Origin of the sequence: Trichodesmium erythraeum IMS101 (assembly GCF_000014265.1) — a bacterium.
GTDB lineage: Bacteria > Cyanobacteriota > Cyanobacteriia > Cyanobacteriales > Microcoleaceae > Trichodesmium > Trichodesmium erythraeum.
In genome coordinates this window covers 1,198,363-1,215,903 of record NC_008312.1, presented here as the reverse complement: position 1 = coordinate 1,215,903, position 17,541 = coordinate 1,198,363, and the positions used below count along the sequence as shown (strand labels likewise).

Genomic DNA, 17,541 nt, shown 5'->3' with positions numbered 1-17,541 from the left:
CTTCAACCGGATTTGATATTAAGGATATGTTCTATATTTCTGAAAATAGCTGTAGTATACGGTAATTATACTTGTGTAATGTATAGATGTGAATCAACAATACCAAACATGAAACACATCCAAAAACGGTGATGAAACCCTTGCGCCGCCATTCCCAAATCAATCAGTATTTTTTTTAGATGTCTATAGAAGTAAGACGCTCCCACTGCCATTCCCTACCTCAGAAGTCAGAAGTCATCCATGACTGAATGTACAAGCCCTATTTTCCTGCTGGTATGCAAATTTTCTGTGAAATGAATTGTTAGTTAGACCCAAATCATGAAAATAGATTACCATTATAATTTACAACCACTAGTATTCCGTATTCCAATGAGCTAAAGGTGGAGTTTCAATCAAAGCTTTACTCATCAAATCGTGAATTTTGCCATTAGTAGCTAAAATTTTGCCCGACTTGATATCGAAAGGACTACTATTGTAAGCCGTCACTTTTCCTCCTGCTTCTTCTAAAACCACTATACCAGCAGCTATATCCCAAGGAGACAAACCTCTTTCCCAATAACCATCTGCACGACCACAAGCAATAGAAGATAAATCATAAGAAGCACATCCGGAACGTCTTACTCCTTGAGTTAAATGACACATTTGGCAAAACTCTTTATAGTTATTATCTGTTGTTTCCCGACGGTCATAAGCAAAACCGGTAATTACTAAACTTTTTTGTAAAGTAGTAGTTTTAGAAACAGAAATTGGCTTTCGGTTGCGAGTTGCCCCCAACCCTTTAGCAGCACGAAACAATTCTTCTAGAATTGGATTAAATACTACTCCCACCTGTGGGACTCCATCAATTAATAATCCTACCGAAGAAGCTGAAAAAGGATATTGGTGAGCAAAATTAGTAGTACCGTCCAAAGGGTCTATTGCCCATAGATATCTACTTTTTCTACTTCCCAACTCTCCTGCTTCTTCGCTCAAAATGCCATGCTCTGGCAAATGTCGTTGTAAAACTTTAATGATCACCTCTTCTGCTGCTTTGTCTGCTTCAGTTACCAAATTTCCTGGACTACCTTTTTCTTGAATATTTTGGAGATTACCCCAGTAAGATATTAACTCTGCACCACCAGCAAGAGCAGCTTCAGTCGCAATATCCAAGAAAAATTCTAATTCCTCTATACTCATAAAAAATAATTAACTTGATTAATATTAAGACGAAAAACTAATAATTTACCTATAACCTGTAGTATTTTATATCAGATAAGCTGATCTAAAAGTTAGTTTTAAAGCCTTTTCCACAAGGCCGCAACTTTTTAGTTGTTTTTTTTGGATACATATGTTATTTTAATTAGTTAACCACCTATATTTAGTCCGAGACAAAAAAACTGATATGATAGGTAGACAAGGGATTTGACTAGGGTCAAGGTTTCACGCTCACCGTCTGAAAAGAGTTGCTTTTGCAGTTTTAAACTTCCCTGAGTTTGAGCTTAATAGAATTCTCACCGCGCCTAAAAACGACTGGAGAATTCTAACTAAAATCTACTATCTTTTTTTATCAAGATTTTGTCTACGAAATTGTGCAGGAGTTTGACGCATTGGTTGGTCTGGGTTCCAAATACCTAGTCCCATAATTCTAGCTCTTTCTTGAGCATGAATTAGACGTTCCATGTACTTAGTATTAGGAAAATCTGGCTTTGCTAAAGCCCAACCTTCTTTTACCAAAAATTCATTGATTAGTTTTTTTTCTAGCCAAACATAAGCTAGTAGGTTATCGAATCTATCTTTCTCCTCAACATCAAATTCTAAGAATACTTCTTGCCCCAAAGTTAATTTTTCTAGTTGAATTTTTGCTTCTTGTCCCCAAGGTTTTTGTCTAATATCTGGCGCTTGAATACCAATTAGGCGAATTGGTTCTAGTACAGGTACAGCCACGGAACGGTCAGCTATTTCTATAGTTTGGCCACTAACCACCCTTTCTACTCTAGTCATTTTGTCTGAGTTAAAGTAATGGTTTTGACAACTAACTAAAAATATGGAGGCCATAAGTAGATAAATTATTCTAGTCTTCATCCAATGGCAGTCCAATTCGCATCTTTCCTTTACCAAAGTAGCGACCAAATTGTAGTTCATACACTTCATCTTCATCCTGTGTTTCTACGAATAGGTCAGAACGAGCATAACTAACACATAAAAGGGCATAACCTTGTTTTTGTAGCTCTAGGGATAGCCCCATTGCTTCAGGTTGATAGACAAGGCCCGAGATGACTCTAACTGCACAAGTAGTACAAGCGCCATTACGGCAGGAAAATGGTAATTCTACTCCTTGGTTCTCAGCGCTGTGAAGAATGTAGCGATCTTCGGGAACTTGGAGTCTATAATTGTTATTATTTTGGCGATCGTGTATGTGAATCTGGTGATAAGAGGACATAACGTTTTTAGATTTTATGGTTATTTCTCAGGATGCTTGACTTTAGTTATTGATGATATGACTAAAAGGTAGCTTATATACTTATACTCGGAAGGCAAAAGTTTATTAAAAAAGTTTTTTAGCTTATTCCAATTTCAAAGACAATTAACTGTTTTACAGAAGTCAAAAGTCGCCTCCCCCCTTACCTTCCCCAAGGGTGAAATTCATGTATTTATGGATTAAGATTTTCAATATTCAAAACTTTGACCCACTCAGTAATTTTAGGAAATTCTTTCACATCTTATGTTTGAAACTATTTGTGACATCTTTAAGGTTAATTGGTATTAGTGCATATTGCTACTGTTAATCTTATTTGATATTGGTCCAAAATCCTAGAGAAAATTTTTTTCTTTCAGGGGGTTGCTAAATTTAAGTTGTTTCTGCTATTATAGTGTAATTGCGGTTAAATTAAAGATTATATAATATTGTTTTCTGGAGAGGTGGCCGAGTGGTTTAAGGCGCAGCACTGGAAATGCTGTTATGGGGTGACTCATACGGGGGTTCGAATCCCCCCCTCTCCGTTTTTAAAATTAGCTTTCAGTAATTTGCTAAAACTTAGGTTCTGTTCTATTTGTTTCCATGGGTCTATCTCTTATCTAAGAATAGGTTTATAGGAACTTATCAAACTTTAGGTTCTGGTTTAATGGTTTAAGTTGTTTAACAACATAAATAAGTTTGAGTTATTAATCAAGACTTTGGCTTAGTCCTCTCAAAATTACCGAATTTAATATTTTGATTATCTCCTGTAATAAACAAGTTGTTCTAATTATTTGTTCTAATTATTAAATACTTTTTTTGGTGTTAATTGATTTGGGATATGGTAATAATATATCTATCTTTAATCAACTATAGAAAAAAAATTTAACTTATATAGGAAGGGTGGATAAAAATGAAAAATTTATCATCAAAAAATAGGATAATATTAAAGAGAAAATTAGGTTAGATTAGATTAGCGATCGCTGAGTGTATCTCCCCAAAAGCTTTGAACTTAGTTCAAATATGTACAAAAAATGCAACAGTTGTTGGGATAGCTACATTAGAAGTAGAACTATCTAAGATGTGTTTGCTGAAAACTATAGCTGTCCTTATGAATGCTAAAAATTTTTCTTCTGTGCCACTGATATTAATGATATCAATATTATATTACTGAGGATATCAAGTTCCCCAAAAACTACGATGGAGTGGGAGTATAAGTAATTGAGCAAACCACCAAAAATATTGAAAAACTACCAAAATGTTAGTATGAGGACTTAGGCACCAACGCTATATCTAGTAGGGTCAATTCGCGATTTGTCCCTAAAAATAGGGTATTATCTAGGAGTTTGGGTAAGTCTATCTGCTCAGGAGTCAAATTTTCAGGGAGATCTTAAATATAAATACTTACTGAATCATAGAAAGATTAGTTTTGTTTAAAATAAAAAATAACGTTGGGTCATTGGTAAAACATAGGCAGGTTCACAAGTTAATAGTTCACCATCTGCTCTCACTTCATAAGTTTCAGGGTTTACTTCTATTTTAGGTGTAGCTTCATTTAGTTTCATGTCTGCCTTGCTAATATTTCGTGTATTACTCACAGCTACAGCAGGGGTTTTTAAATTGATTTTTTTAGGTATCTCAGCGTCTAATGCCTCTTGAGAGACGAAAGTTAAAGAAGTACTGGAAGTTGCACCACCAAAGCTACCAAACATGGGACGCATATATACAGGTTGGGGTGTCGGAATACTAGCATTGGGGTCCCCCATTTGTGCCCAAGCGATCGCACCACCTTTAATAACTATTTCGGGCTTGACCCCAAACATAGCAGGTTTCCAAAGGCAAATATCCGCTAGTTTACCGGCTTCAATAGAACCAACATAATCAGCAATACCGTGCATAATTGCCGGATTTATAGTATATTTAGCAATGTAGCGTTTAGCACGAAAATTATCTGCTACTTCCTTTTTCTCAGAAGCTAAAATACCTCTTTGTACTTTCATTTTGTGAGCAGTTTGCCAAGTACGAATAATAACTTCTCCCACTCTACCCATTGCTTGAGAATCAGACGCAATAGCGCTAAATGCTCCTAAATCATGCAGAATATCTTCTGCAGCAATAGTTTCTTTACGTATTCTAGATTCAGCAAAAGCTACATCTTCAGGAATGTTTTTATCAAGGTGGTGACACACCATTAACATATCAAGATGTTCTTCTAAAGTATTGACTGTAAAAGGACGAGTCGGATTAGTTGAAGAAGGTAATACGTTTTTGAGGGCACAAACTTTAATAATGTCTGGTGCATGTCCACCTCCCGCACCTTCAGTATGATAGGTATGAATTACTCGATCTTTAAAGGCAGCGATCGTATTTTCAACAAAACCTGCTTCATTAAGGGTATCTGTATGGATAGCTACTTGTACGTCATATTCATCGGCAACACTTAAACAAGTATCTATGGCGGCAGGAGTTGTTCCCCAGTCTTCATGAAGTTTTAAACCCATGGCTCCAGCTTTAATTTGTTCTATTAACCCTTCTGGTTTGGCACTATTTCCCTTTCCCAAAAAACCCAAATTCATTGGAAAAGCATCGGCAGCTTGCAGCATCATCCAAATATTCCACTGACCAGGAGTACAGGTTGTAGCATTAGTACCCGTGGCCGGACCTGTGCCACCTCCTATCATTGTTGTTATCCCAGAAGCGATCGCTATTTCTATTTGTTGAGGGCAAATAAAGTGAATATGACTATCTATTCCCCCGGCCGTGATAATATGTCCTTCTCCGGCAATTATTTCAGTAGATGGACCAATGATAATATCTACCCGATCTTGAATATAAGGATTACCTGCTTTACCTATTTTATGAATTTTGCCGTCTTTAATTCCAATATCCGCTTTGACCACACCCCACCAATCTAAAATTAGGGCATTGGTAATTACTAAATCTACCGCACCACCTTCACGGGATATGGGAGATTGTCCCATGCCATCACGAATTACTTTACCACCACCAAACTTGACTTCATCACCATAGGTCGTGTAATCTTTTTCAACTTGAATAAATAATTCTGTATCTGCCAAACGAACGCGATCGCCTACTGTTGGACCAAAGGTCTCGGCATAGGTCCGTCTATTCATACGATAACTCATAACTTGAATTCCTACTTGATAAAGTTTTAATTAAATAAAAAATGTTTCCATGATCAAAGATTACTATTAAATGCTTGTTCAATAAAGATATTTATTGTTGAATTTGGTTGAAAAAAAGTACTTTTTGTTAAAAATGGAAGTTTCAATTAGCTGTACAATTATAAATCTTGATGATCAGGACTTACGACGCCAAGGCATTTGGTGAAAAGTTAACATTTATTAAAACAGGGACATTAAAGGAAGTAGACTATTTATAAACGATGCCTAATTTAAGTACACTATTTTACTATGGGTGTCAATGTTTTTGTCCTAATAATTTTTGAGGGCTTATGCAAAGACACTAAATTAAAAGCTAGATATAAATATGGTGTATATCCTAGTCATATTCAAATAACTAAATTCAATTAGCTATTTGGTTGTTGCAGATATATTTGGAATTAAAGTTTAGTATATTGCAATCAACTATATGTTGGCGGTCAAAAGAAACCTATTTCTATAGATAAAATATACGCAATTTATAACTCAAGCTAAAGGAGAATTAGTTTGCTTAAAGGAATTTATAACAATTAGCCTATCATTACTATGTTTATTTTTGGATCTTATTTAATTTTCATGCCTTAATTAGCAAATAATTTATGAGCCAATTTAGGATGTTGCATTTGAGCAATATCAATAAAAGGAGTACAAGACCACATTTGCTCTAGATTCATTGATACAGCAGTTGACCAAACCGCTTCAATGTCTGGTACTAATTGGAGTAAAATTTGCTGTGCTTGTATATGTCCTAAAATACCTAAACGAATAGCTGCCCCCAATATATTAGTCACTAAACCATGCAAAAAAGCTAACACTGCGTTTCGTTCGTCTAAACCTACTACCGAAGTAACTGCACCAAAAATAACTGGGTGTAAACAGTGTATATTCCCGCTAACAGCATCTATATTAAGAGTTTTTAATCGTTCATCTTGCCAAGTAGAACTAGCTACCATTAGTAAAGCTCGTCCACTTTGACGCTGAGTTTCTCTATTTTTAGCGATCGCTGTTTGAACAAATAACATCCTATCTGCAACTCTCACTGCTTCTATATCTCCGTTCTTACAACCACGATAACTGTGAATTAATGCTACCACATCACTAACTCCAACTTTGTTCCGTAATAATATCTGCAAGAAATACAAAATTTCTGGCTGCGACTGAATTTTTCCAGTTTGAACCAAGGTCTCTAGTCCGTGAGAAAAAGTAAAAGAACCAGTTGGAAAAAAAGAATCAGATAACTGCATTAAGGCAAGTTGTTCGGATATGTCAGAATTAATCATTAGCTATGATGACTATGCTGGGAAAATTGGAAATGTTCTTGGGGAGATCGCAATTCATAATCTATTTTCAAACCAGGAATTTGAAATTTAGCAATAGTAGCTTCAATTATTCCTGGGTCTACTATTAACTGAATATAGATTCTATTTTTTTTAATAATTATTGGCCAGTGATGATTACCCAAAACATGACCTAGATGAACCAGTTGTATGGCGTGGTTTTCTACAGGTGCGGTGAAACTCAATACCATCAATTTTTGCTCCTGTAGATGAATTAATAATAGCTTACCAGATTTGGTAATAAATACATCTCCTTCGCATATCGACCAATCTCTACTTTTAATAATACCTACAATTATTCCAGAAGTTGATTCAGCGAGAATTCTTCCTTTGGAACTATCGGTTTGACTCAGATATGTCTCTAAACAATTAGAGAGTGTGTGGGCTGTTTTTACCCTTTGGGCTAGGTTTGCATCTTTTGTCAAATTACCTAAATAAGTTTGTGCTATTTCTCTGGTTTGATCGAGCATTCAATTCATTTAGAAATATAGGGCAAACTAGAGCGGTTCGTTAAATTACGAACACAATTTAAAGCATATTTAATATACTTTTTTATTTGTGGAGTTTTACTGGCTAAAGCACGAAGCAATAAACCTTTATTGTTTGGTAATATAGAGCTACCTAAAAGCAGATCAGGACAATTAGCTGCTTCAAGATTTTCAAGCTTTTGACTAAGTACTTCAAGATCGCTATGTGGTTGAACTACAATTAAATTAGCAAGTACAGGTTTTGCAGCAAATAGATCCCTGTGCTTGAATATATTCTGCTTTCCTTCTAAGTGAATAGCATCCCTAAAACATATTTCTTCTGTCATCGAGGTTATCTCTAACTGACTCAAATAGTAGCGAAATTCGTACCACTCTCCTCTAGCTAGTCTCCCAGGAAGAATAATCTCGCTCCAAAAAAGTTCTGCCCTAGAATGAAGTTGAATATAAGTAGTTTGTTCTAATGCTGCATCTGCAAATAAGATTATAGGTTCTGCTACTAATTCTAATCTTGCTCCTGCTTCGACTTTAATTTTTATATTTGTATTTGCTTTAGTAGTTGTCATTGGCATAGCATGAACTTTAATAGCAGCTTGGTCAGTAAGATAAACACTCGTTCCCTTTTCTAGCTGTAAAGATAAACTCAAGTTATCTCCAGCTAATAACCCGGGTGATGTATTAATAAGGTACAAGTAAGCAGTACGCGGATCAGTAGTATCCAAACGAAATACACCAGATAAACGCAAAGGATGAGTCGTATACTGATGAGTTACTATAGTTTGACCAGAACTATTGCAATTTAGTTTGATATCCAAATTGTTTGTGCTCATCACTTTTCCAAATTCTTTACTGACAAAGCAGTGCGAAATAAAACTCTCTCTAGAATAAAATTAACTACCTCATTCAATCCAACTCCGGTTTTACAATTGGTATAAGCAATCGGTTTACTTTGACGATATACTGATGCTTCTTTACGAATTAAATTTAAATTAGCATTGACATAAGGAGCTAGATCAATTTTGTTAATTACTACTAAGTCAGCTTGCATAAAACCAGGTCCTTTTTTACGAGGAATATCATCTCCTGCCCCTACATCTATCACAAAAATATAGGCATCTACTAAGTCGTAACTAAAGGTAGAAGCAAGATTATCTCCCCCACTTTCTATCATTATCAGATTCAGATTAGGAAATAATTGTTCCAAGTCTTGTACTGCTAAAATATTCATGGTTGGGTCTTCTCTGATAGCTGTATGAGGACAACTACCTGTTTCCACTCCAATAATTCGATCCCGAGGTAAGATGCCTCCACTTTTGAGTCGCTCTGCGTCTTCAGTAGTAAGTAGGTCGTTAGTTACTATGGCTACTTCAATACCTTGGTTGGTTAAAAGGGGAACAATGCATTCTAGCAAGGCAGTTTTGCCACTACCTACAGGACCACCAATTCCTAACCTAGCTGCTGTTGTCATTTCAGTTATCAATTATCAGTATTTTCTTTTTTTTATTCCTTTTAGACGGAAGGCTTGAGACCTTATTTTTTGACCCTAAAAATCTTCTTTTTTTTATTCTAATTTTTGATTAACTAAAGAGTTAAAACCGTATATTTCTCGACTACCTGCGATCGCCACTAACTCGACTTCTTTTTCATCTCCTGGTTCAAACCTAACTGCTGTACCCGCTGGAATATTTAAACGCATTCCTTTAGTAGGTTCACGCTCAAACTCTAAGGCCGAGTTGACTTCATAAAAATGAAAATGAGAACCAATTTGAATCGGGCGATCGCCTGTATTAGCTACTATTACCTGAATTGTTGAACGCCCGGAATTCAATTCAATTTCACCTATTTGAGTAATTATTTCTCCTGGGATCATTGTAATTTCAATTATCAGTTATTAATTATCTGTACCGACCGTTGAAGCTCCATGCTTAAAAGACCGAAGTTGATTTTTTTTCATTCCCTATCCGAGGGTATACCCGAGACCTCATTTTCATTTTTTATCACTAACTAAAAAATCCTGATTTAATGTCGGGAGGATGTCAATTATGTTTGTGATTTTAGGTTAAAAATTCCTGCAAATCTAGGTTTTAAGCTCAAATAGGATTCTAAATTATAGCTATTTCTCTAGCAATTATCAATTATTTCTCAAATCACTAGGCTTCTTAAAAAGATAGCTCCACCTCCTTTTTTTTCTGATCTCCAACTCCTTTATCATGCCTTCAAGTAGCCCATTTACTTTACGAATTAGATAGAATTTATATCCCTACTTAAATTAGGAAAAAAATATCTTTTCTGTTCCTTTTCTGCCTGCTAAATTCTGAACTTTTTACTTCTCTTGAGCGATCGCTCCTCTACCTGACTCCTATATTAGGGTATCATATATTTATTCAGCCAAATCATTTTCTTTTATTATAATAGGATTGTGCACTGTCACTAATTTAGTACCATCTGGGAAGGTAGCTTCTACCTGCACTTCTTCAATCATTTCTGATATCCCTTCCATTACTTCATTCTGGTTTAAAACCGTTCTGCCGTAACTCATCAATTCAGCTACTGTTTTTCCTTCTCTAGCACCTTCTAATATAGCCGCAGAAATATACGCTACTGCTTCAGGATAGTTTAATTTAATCCCTTTTTCCTTTCGTTTTTCTGCAAGTAGAGCAGCAGTAAAAATCATTAATTTGTCTTTTTCTTGGGGTGATAGCTGCATTATTTATAGAGTCTTTAAGATATTTAATAAGCTCACTAAAATATTTTACCAAAAAATAAATTTAAAAAAGTCTTTATTTATACAAAAAACATCAATTTTGTAGCAAAAAAATATTAAGACTTACACAGTACCGATGATCCATTATTGTTGTTATGAGGCATGGCAATAGCAGCTTCTTGCCCCCGGGGTTTATTGTTCCTAATTTATAAGACTATACAAATATACTAGGACATTATTCTGTGACTTATTCTCTATTTCTTGTCACCTTATAGTTATAAAAATATAGTCAAACATGCCATAGTTTTATTTTGTTGGCGTTACCCGTAGATAGGTTAATTACAACACCCTAACTCCTATAGTAAAAGGTATTTAGGATTGTTGCTATCATCACCAGGAGAAAAGAACCATTAACATCAGCATTAATCAATCTTCCACATCCTATCTGATACCAACCCCATTTCACCCTTTTTTCACTAAAAGTTGACTAATTTTTCTCACAATTTTTGTTTACAATAATTGCATCAATATCCATAAAAATTAATTTTTAGGTATAAGATTATCCGCTAAAAATTACCTTAATTATTACCATTTTTACTAGACAATATAAGATTTATATTAACTTAGCATAGACTATCTAAAAAATATTTTGATTCTTCTTTTTTCCTAAATTAATATCCTGTTTACACTCCTAATTTTTGCCAATTATCAGAATATCCTCTAAAAGTTAGTGATTTGATTATTAAGAATCAAACTAGATTCAATATCTGAGATAATTATTGACTTGAAATTCTCTTTTATTAGAATTTTTTTTCAGCCTTTGACCTGATTTCTTTTCTTTGAGAAGAGCTTAAAAAATGCCTCTAACTTTGTTCTAGTACTGATTGATAGATTTCAAAGATATACCATTTATTAATAATGGTTTCATACCTACTTGATTTAACGTTAATATAGCTAGGTTATTTTATCCCATATCAATCTTGTTCTGGGATTTTTTTCTAACTAGGGAGGTAAACCATAAAAAAATTTTTTGACTAAATATATTCACTTTTTATTTTAATATTAATAAATATATTTATAAACCATAGATTTTGAGAAATATTTAGATGAATCGTAAATTTAGCTAGTTAAACAGAGAAATGCTAAATAACCTTGCGTCTTAATTTAACCATAAAAAATCCATCCATTTGTTCTCTATGAGGCCAAATTTTTATCCATCCTTCCCTACAAGGTGAAACCATAAAATCTACAGTTGGTGCTTCAATTTCCCACTCATAATTATTAGTTAAAAATTTCTCAATAACTCCCTCATTTTCTAAGGGATAAATTGTGCAAGTAGCATATACTAAGACACCCCCAGGCTTCACCCATTTAGCAGCATTTTCTAGCAACTCACCCTGAAGTTTAGCCAATTCTCCAATATTCTCTAAAGTTTTTCTCCACCGTGCATCTGCCCTACGATGTAAAGTACCTAAACCAGAACAAGGTACATCTAATAAAACCCGGTCAGCTTGATTAATAAACTCAGTTAAATTTCGACTATCACCTCTAGAAATAGAGATAGATTTTAACTGTAGCCTTTCAGTATTTGATTCTAATTTTTTCAACCTAGAAGCAGTCATATCAATAGCAAAAATTTTACCATTATCTCCCATTAATTCCCCTATATGAGTTGTCTTACCTCCAGGTGCAGCACAAGCATCAATTATTATTTCTCCTGGTTGAGGATTTAATAAATAACAAACTAACTGAGCGCTACTATCTTGAATTGACCACCAACCTTCATTATAACCAGGTAATTTTTGAATTTGCCCCACTGCCCCATTTAATCTTAAAGCTTGGGGAACTTGCAAAATTCTACTAACAGAAATACCTATATTTTTCATAGCTATTTCTACTTCTTCAACAGAAGTTTTGAGTGGATTAATTCTTAAATCAATACTAGGGGATAGATTGAACCAATAGCATAATTTTTCAGCTTCAGTTAAACCTAATTCTTCTATCCAATATTTAACTATCCAGTTAGGAAAACTATAAGATATTCCTAATTTTTGAACAGGATTTTCTGGGAGATTTATAGTTAAGTTCTGCCGAATATATTCTCGGAGTAAACCATTAACAAAACCAGCTAATTTAGCAAATTTATTTTGTTTAGCTAGCTCAACTGTTGTATCAACTGCTGCTGATTCTGGAATTTGTTCTAAATAAGATAATTGATATAAACCAATATGGAGAATTATCCGTAAATATGGGTGTTGTTGGGGAGATTTCTTTTTTGCTAATTGGTCGATAATAGCATCAAGCGATCGCTGCCTTCTCACACAACCATAAACTAATTCTGTAACTAATCTGCGGTTAGCATCTATTAAGTCATTTTTTTTCAGATGTCTATCTAGAGCAACATCAGTAAAAACTTGTTTTCGATATATTTCTTGGAGGATAATAAAAGCTAGTTGACGAGGATTATTATTCACTGGAATTAATTTTTAAAATTCTAGATTGTTTTAAAATTTTAACAAAAATAATAACATGATTTAGAGCCATTATTTAACTTTATAAATTTAGTGATAAACTATATCTATCACTATAATTATTATGATTAAAATTATAATTATACTCTAATCATTTATCAAAAAAAAATCTACTTAGCACCTTTAGTAAGATATCTACTCCTCATATAAAATTCCGTTAAATAATTATTATATAGTTGGAAATTACGAGCAGAAAAGTAAGGGATATTTAAGTAATTATAGAATGATAAACATATACTATATAATCTGATTATATACAACTCCAAGGTTGGAGTAGTAGAGACATTACATGGAACATCGGTAAAGTAGAGATATTTCATACAACCTCCGTATAACATTTATAAAATTAACACAATTCGAGAGCATTAATTATACAAAAAAAGTTATGCTATTTATATTCTATTTATATTAATTATTTAATAACTGAAGTGTTGCATAAGTATAGCATAATACAGTTTATATAAGACTAAAACTCACAAAGTATGGAACCATTAGATAAACTTGTGAGGTTACAGAACTGCAAAAAAAATTTTAACTAAACAGCATTGAACCATAGCATCAATGCATGATAATTGGTCTAATTCGGAATATAAGAGATTTTGAAAGAGTTCCTAGTTAACAATTTTTGTTGATTGGACAAAAGAAGAATCTTGTGTCGAAAAAGTGGTGATATTATTTTCTGGGCTAGAGCGATCGCCAATACTACGGAAGTACCCAATATTATATCCTATCCCATCGGTATTATTCAGTATTAAAGATAAAAGTCCATATTGTCGGGGCACTTTCCTTCGGAATGCTTCGCAAATATGTTGGGAAGCAAAATGGCCATTAACTCCTAACCATTGTATGATTTTCAACAGAATTATTTTACTCAGAAGTCAATTGCTTTGGCAAATTACTACTAATTTCCAGTAATAAAATATCTAAAATTTTATTTATATCTAAATGTCAATAAAATCTTCAGTTAAATTAATTTAAAATCATGCATTTTTTAAGTTTAAAAATTTATAAATATTTCTAGTTTTTACGACCTAGTAAATTAGGAAAATATAATTTTCTTGTTGTCGTTCAAATATTTTCCCTGCAATCATTTCTGCTAGATATTTTCCTGAACCACCGTTTAAGTTTTCTTTTTTAGCTTCTACAATAGCAAAAACTGGATATTTAAGAAATAGTTTTTCTGGGTCTAGACTAATCAGAAATTTACAAATACCATTTAATCCAAAATATCCACATTAAATTCTATTTCTAAAAACAAGCTAATTTGATTATTCAGGATTTTATCTCTTCAATTAAACCGGGGTAATAATCATTTATTAATAAAATTTTTATGAACTAATTTATAAGGCAAATAGTCAATCATTTTTAATCTTTGTAAAAAAAAATACTAGATTTAATGTCTAATATATTGGCAAAAAGATAGATTTTTTAATTAATTATCAAGGAAAATTATTTTGGGATTTTGGTAACCTGAAATTACTGTGAGAAACTTAACCTTGACTCCTTTTCTTTAATGGCTATAAAGTTATAATTTTGATATCAATACCCCGAGATTTTTCTTCTATTCTAGAAGTCATAATTAAAGCATTTACTAGAAACTATTTTGGGTCAGGATTAATTTTTTCTTGAGTCTCTTGACTCATCTTTGAATAACCATCTACTTTTAATAAAATTCGGCGCTATAACAGGAGCTGTTTAACCAATAATTCATCAACTCATTTGTTCCTTGTCGCTTAACTCCTGAATTTCTGCCATAATTGTCTTCCATTATCAGTATCTTTGACTTACATCGTGCAGAAAAACACCCCTAACATACAGAGTTTTTCCGTAACTCTTATTCAGTTTCTAAATTATTGTCTAGCTTTTCTAACACCTTGAAAACAGAGATACAGCCGAATTATTATCTTCAACTAAGTTTAACAGTACTTATACCAAAGCTTCGGAAGCATTGCCTAATTTACTCAAAGCTTTTACAACATTATGATGCACTACCAAATTGTGCTCGTTATTTTCAAGCAAACCTAAAATAGTTTTTACCACAGTTTCAGAAGCATTACCTAAGTTACCTAAAACCTTATAGCAGTGAAATCCATTTTTTAATTTTCATCTGTTAGACATTTCACAAAATATCAAGCAACAAATTTAGCAACTAAACCACTATTTTTAATTTTTTTAAGCTTGTTGAAGCGAGCGCATACCGTAACCCCTGAAGTCAACAATTTGCGCACAAACCTTCTAACCCTTTGCCTCTCTAATTTTTTTGGGAAAGCAAGCAAATATAATCTTACCAGTTTGCCAATTTAATTAGAGACAAAACTGAGTACTTTATTTAATCTCTGAACCTCTTGCCAAAGAACAATTTCTCACTGGTAATAAAAACCCTGTAATTTTTATGTGTATTCTAACTTTTCCTCTACTTTTACCAGAAACTCGCGCGACTTTTTTTCATGATCAAGAAATTTTGATGAGCTTGGATAATAGAACATTTAAAGATCGCTGTATAGTATAGCGGAAACTTATGACAGCGGCTCTCACCTCTTCAGTTTTTTAGCTTGAGTAATAAATTGTTTTTGTAGGGAAGGAGTTAACAGGTTTTTTCTCTCCTGGTTTATACTTTTTCCTTTCTTTATATTAGATACAAAAATATAAAACCGAGTTTATATTATATTCAGTCTAATGCGGTATCTTAGATAAAAGTTGCTAATTTTGCCTCTCTATTATTGAGATAACTAATAATTGATAACTGATAACTATTAACTGAAATGACTATATCAACTCCAAATACACCTAAACACAAAAAAGCTAAAGCTCTTAGACCAGGTGCCCGTCGCCCTGCTAAAGAACTCTGTAGCGAATGCGGTCTGTGCGATACATATTATATTCATTATGTCAAGGAAGCTTGTGCATTTCTTAATCAACAATTTGAAAACCTGGAGATGCAAACTCATGGACGTATTCGTAACCTGGAGGATGAAAATGAAACCTATTTTGGTGTCTATCAAGATATGATAGCATCTCGCAAAAAACAACCTATTGAAGGGGCACAATGGACTGGTATTGTGAGCACGATCGCCTGTGAAATGCTCAACCAAGGTATTGTTGAAGGTGTAGTCTGTGTACAAAATACCAAAGAAGACCGCTTTCAACCGATGCCAGTTATTGCCCGTACACCAGAGGAAGTATTGGCAGCAAAAGTTAATAAGCCGACTCTTTCTCCTAATCTTTCAGTGTTAGAAAAAATTGAAAAATCTGGGATGAAAAAAATATTAGCAATAGGCGTTGGTTGTCAGATTCAAGCACTACGAGCAGTAGAAAAAAAATTAGATCTAGAAAAACTCTATGTTTTGGGAACTCCTTGTGTAGATAATGTCACAAGAGAGGGATTACAAAAGTTCCTGGAAACTACAAGTAAGTCCCCGGAAACTGTTGTACATTACGAGTTTATGCAAGATTTTAGAGTACATTTTAAACATGAGGATGGAACAGTAGAAAAAGTACCATTTTTTGGTTTAAATACTAAAAAACTAAAAGATATTTTTGCTCCTTCTTGTCTCAGTTGTTTTGACTATGTAAATGGTTTAGCAGATTTAGTAGTTGGATATATGGGAGCTACTTTTGGTTGGCAGTGGATTACTGTTAGAAATGAGACAGGAAAACAAATGCTAGATTTGGTGATGAATCAATTAGAGACTCAACCTCTAATGTCTCAGGGAGATAGACATCAAGCTGTTCAACAAAGTATTCCAGCTTATGATCAAGCTGTAACTTTACCAATGTGGGCAGCAAAATTAATGGGAGTTGTAATTGAAAAAATTGGTCCTAAAGGCTTGGAATATGGGCGGTTTTCTATTGATTCCCATTTTACTCGTAATTATCTTTACGTAAAGCGGAATTATCCCAAAAAATTAGACGCTCATGTACCGGAGTTTGCCAAGAAAATTGTAGAGCAATATAAGTTACCAGATTGATTATACAGCAGATTTTCTGTATGTTAGGTACAAATATTAATTTTAGAAATCTTAGTATGCGGGTATCTTGCCCGCAAATAGTAGAAGTGGGAAAAATGGGATGAAATTTGAGCCTTAATTAAGTCTCATTCATTAGCCATAATAAAAATACTTTTCTCCTATCAATTGCTCCCAATCTCCCATTTCCTAAAATTTTCCCACAGTTAGTATTTTCATAAATATTATATTAATAGTCGTCATTACTTTCGAGATGATTCAAATCTTTTTTAATAAGTAGTTCTAGATACTTAATATTAGAGTTAATAGAAGCTTGAAAATAATATCATTTATAAATTTAAAGAAAAAACTATAGATAATTAACTGGGCTTTTTTGATAATGCGGTTTTTAGTTTTTTTGTTAAATAAGTTTATATAGAGTTTATATACAAATTTAGAGATTCAACTCGTCAAATCCTTCATAATCCAAATCTATATTTTAGACTTGGCTAGACCAATGTTATTAGAAAATACAGAATATTCTATCTATTTTCTAAACCTTCTAGGGATTTCTCCTAATTATGTATGCCCAAAAAATACTTATAACTTAATACCAGTGGTCGAGAAAGAGTATTAAGTAGTTGTTGATAATGGTATATAGTTGGTCTAATATCAAGAATTTTGAAAAAACTCTTGCTTCCTGAGAAAGTAAGTGATATATTTAACCAAATATTTTTACTGTTAAATTAGCAGTATCTAGGAAAGTTCTACAGGGGGCAAAATATTGGCCACTTTTGCAAACCACTGTGTAACGGCCATAAAGCCTGAAAAGAGTCAATTTTGGAAGGTAGGCGCAATATCAGTTAGATCGCGCCAGTTTGAGATTTAGGAATCTTGGGTCATAGCTCAGTGTAGCTTTTAGGA

At 33.5% G+C, this 17,541-nt stretch carries 13 protein-coding genes and 1 tRNA gene; 2 read left to right on the top strand and 12 right to left on the bottom strand.

Features of this window, described 5'->3' with window-relative positions; translation table 11 throughout:
* Nucleotides 1–351: 351 nt before the first annotated feature.
* The 3 genes from TERY_RS03605 to TERY_RS03595 form a co-directional block, all read right to left on the bottom strand.
* Nucleotides 352–1,176 carry an inositol monophosphatase family protein gene (locus TERY_RS03605; RefSeq protein WP_011610577.1) on the bottom strand — a complete coding sequence of 275 codons (825 nt, stop codon included), beginning with the start codon at nucleotides 1,174–1,176 and terminating at the stop codon, nucleotides 352–354.
* A gap of 357 nt (nucleotides 1,177–1,533) precedes the next feature.
* Complete coding sequence (locus TERY_RS03600; RefSeq protein ID WP_011610576.1) at nucleotides 1,534–2,034, bottom strand: thermonuclease family protein; 501 nt, start codon at nucleotides 2,032–2,034, stop codon at nucleotides 1,534–1,536.
* 16 nt (nucleotides 2,035–2,050) lie between these two features.
* Nucleotides 2,051–2,419 carry a 2Fe-2S iron-sulfur cluster-binding protein gene (locus tag TERY_RS03595; RefSeq protein WP_011610575.1) on the bottom strand — a complete coding sequence of 123 codons (369 nt, stop codon included), beginning with the start codon at nucleotides 2,417–2,419 and terminating at the stop codon, nucleotides 2,051–2,053.
* A gap of 473 nt (nucleotides 2,420–2,892) precedes the next feature.
* Here TERY_RS03595 and TERY_RS03590 point away from each other — a divergent pair.
* Nucleotides 2,893–2,979 (top strand) — tRNA-Ser (locus TERY_RS03590).
* Nucleotides 2,980–3,867: 888 nt separating this feature from the next.
* On the opposite strand, the gene ureC is transcribed toward TERY_RS03590, so the two are convergent.
* The 9 genes from ureC to TERY_RS32225 form a co-directional block, all read right to left on the bottom strand.
* On the bottom strand, nucleotides 3,868–5,580 hold the full coding sequence (ureC, locus tag TERY_RS03585) for an urease subunit alpha (protein ID WP_011610574.1): 1,713 nt from the start codon (nucleotides 5,578–5,580) through the stop codon (nucleotides 3,868–3,870).
* A gap of 617 nt (nucleotides 5,581–6,197) precedes the next feature.
* Nucleotides 6,198–6,896, bottom strand: a complete 699-nt coding sequence (locus TERY_RS03580; protein ID WP_011610573.1) for an urease accessory protein UreF — start codon at nucleotides 6,894–6,896, stop codon at nucleotides 6,198–6,200.
* Nucleotides 6,896–7,423 (bottom strand): urease accessory protein UreE, encoded by a 528-nt coding sequence (locus TERY_RS03575; protein ID WP_011610572.1) that lies wholly within the window; start codon nucleotides 7,421–7,423, stop codon nucleotides 6,896–6,898. Before TERY_RS03575 ends, TERY_RS03580 begins: the two co-directional genes overlap by 1 nt.
* A 5-nt stretch (nucleotides 7,424–7,428) precedes the next feature.
* Complete coding sequence (locus TERY_RS03570) at nucleotides 7,429–8,268, bottom strand: urease accessory protein UreD (RefSeq protein ID WP_011610571.1); 840 nt, start codon at nucleotides 8,266–8,268, stop codon at nucleotides 7,429–7,431.
* The gene (ureG, locus tag TERY_RS03565; RefSeq protein ID WP_011610570.1) at nucleotides 8,268–8,906 is read right to left on the bottom strand and encodes an urease accessory protein UreG; all 639 of its coding nucleotides are present in this window, start codon (nucleotides 8,904–8,906) and stop codon (nucleotides 8,268–8,270) included. The genes TERY_RS03570 and ureG overlap by 1 nt, the downstream gene beginning before the upstream one ends.
* 93 nt (nucleotides 8,907–8,999) lie before the next feature.
* Nucleotides 9,000–9,308: an urease subunit beta gene (locus tag TERY_RS03560; protein WP_011610569.1), complete on the bottom strand. Its 309-nt coding sequence runs from the start codon at nucleotides 9,306–9,308 to the stop codon at nucleotides 9,000–9,002.
* Between the two features lie 510 nt (nucleotides 9,309–9,818).
* The gene (gene ureA, locus TERY_RS03555) at nucleotides 9,819–10,145 is read right to left on the bottom strand and encodes an urease subunit gamma (RefSeq protein ID WP_011610568.1); all 327 of its coding nucleotides are present in this window, start codon (nucleotides 10,143–10,145) and stop codon (nucleotides 9,819–9,821) included.
* A 1,139-nt stretch (nucleotides 10,146–11,284) separates the two neighbouring features.
* Nucleotides 11,285–12,616: a 16S rRNA (cytosine(967)-C(5))-methyltransferase gene (locus TERY_RS03550; RefSeq protein WP_011610567.1), complete on the bottom strand. Its 1,332-nt coding sequence runs from the start codon at nucleotides 12,614–12,616 to the stop codon at nucleotides 11,285–11,287.
* A 668-nt stretch (nucleotides 12,617–13,284) separates the two neighbouring features.
* A complete protein-coding gene (locus tag TERY_RS32225) occupies nucleotides 13,285–13,530 on the bottom strand; it encodes a hypothetical protein (RefSeq protein WP_155994282.1) in 246 nt (81 codons plus the stop codon).
* Nucleotides 13,531–15,435: 1,905 nt separating this feature from the next.
* On the opposite strand from TERY_RS32225, the gene TERY_RS03545 reads away from it, so the two are divergent.
* A complete protein-coding gene (locus tag TERY_RS03545) occupies nucleotides 15,436–16,641 on the top strand; it encodes a Coenzyme F420 hydrogenase/dehydrogenase, beta subunit C-terminal domain (RefSeq protein WP_011610566.1) in 1,206 nt (401 codons plus the stop codon).
* Nucleotides 16,642–17,541: the final 900 nt, after the last annotated feature.

What these genes read in the sequence shown, in the direction of transcription:
- TERY_RS03605 (WP_011610577.1), bottom strand. Translation starts at nt 1,176, where the DNA reads ATGAGTATAGAGGAATTAGAATTTTTCTTGGATATTGCGACTGAAGCT.
- TERY_RS03600 (WP_011610576.1), bottom strand. Translation starts at nt 2,034, where the DNA reads ATGGCCTCCATATTTTTAGTTAGTTGTCAAAACCATTACTTTAACTCA.
- TERY_RS03595 (WP_011610575.1), bottom strand. Translation starts at nt 2,419, where the DNA reads ATGTCCTCTTATCACCAGATTCACATACACGATCGCCAAAATAATAAC.
- ureC (WP_011610574.1), bottom strand. Translation starts at nt 5,580, where the DNA reads ATGAGTTATCGTATGAATAGACGGACCTATGCCGAGACCTTTGGTCCA.
- TERY_RS03580 (WP_011610573.1), bottom strand. Translation starts at nt 6,896, where the DNA reads ATGATTAATTCTGACATATCCGAACAACTTGCCTTAATGCAGTTATCT.
- TERY_RS03575 (WP_011610572.1), bottom strand. Translation starts at nt 7,423, where the DNA reads ATGCTCGATCAAACCAGAGAAATAGCACAAACTTATTTAGGTAATTTG.
- TERY_RS03570 (WP_011610571.1), bottom strand. Translation starts at nt 8,268, where the DNA reads ATGAGCACAAACAATTTGGATATCAAACTAAATTGCAATAGTTCTGGT.
- ureG (WP_011610570.1), bottom strand. Translation starts at nt 8,906, where the DNA reads ATGACAACAGCAGCTAGGTTAGGAATTGGTGGTCCTGTAGGTAGTGGC.
- TERY_RS03560 (WP_011610569.1), bottom strand. Translation starts at nt 9,308, where the DNA reads ATGATCCCAGGAGAAATAATTACTCAAATAGGTGAAATTGAATTGAAT.
- ureA (WP_011610568.1), bottom strand. Translation starts at nt 10,145, where the DNA reads ATGCAGCTATCACCCCAAGAAAAAGACAAATTAATGATTTTTACTGCT.
- TERY_RS03545 (WP_011610566.1), top strand. Translation starts at nt 15,436, where the DNA reads ATGACTATATCAACTCCAAATACACCTAAACACAAAAAAGCTAAAGCT.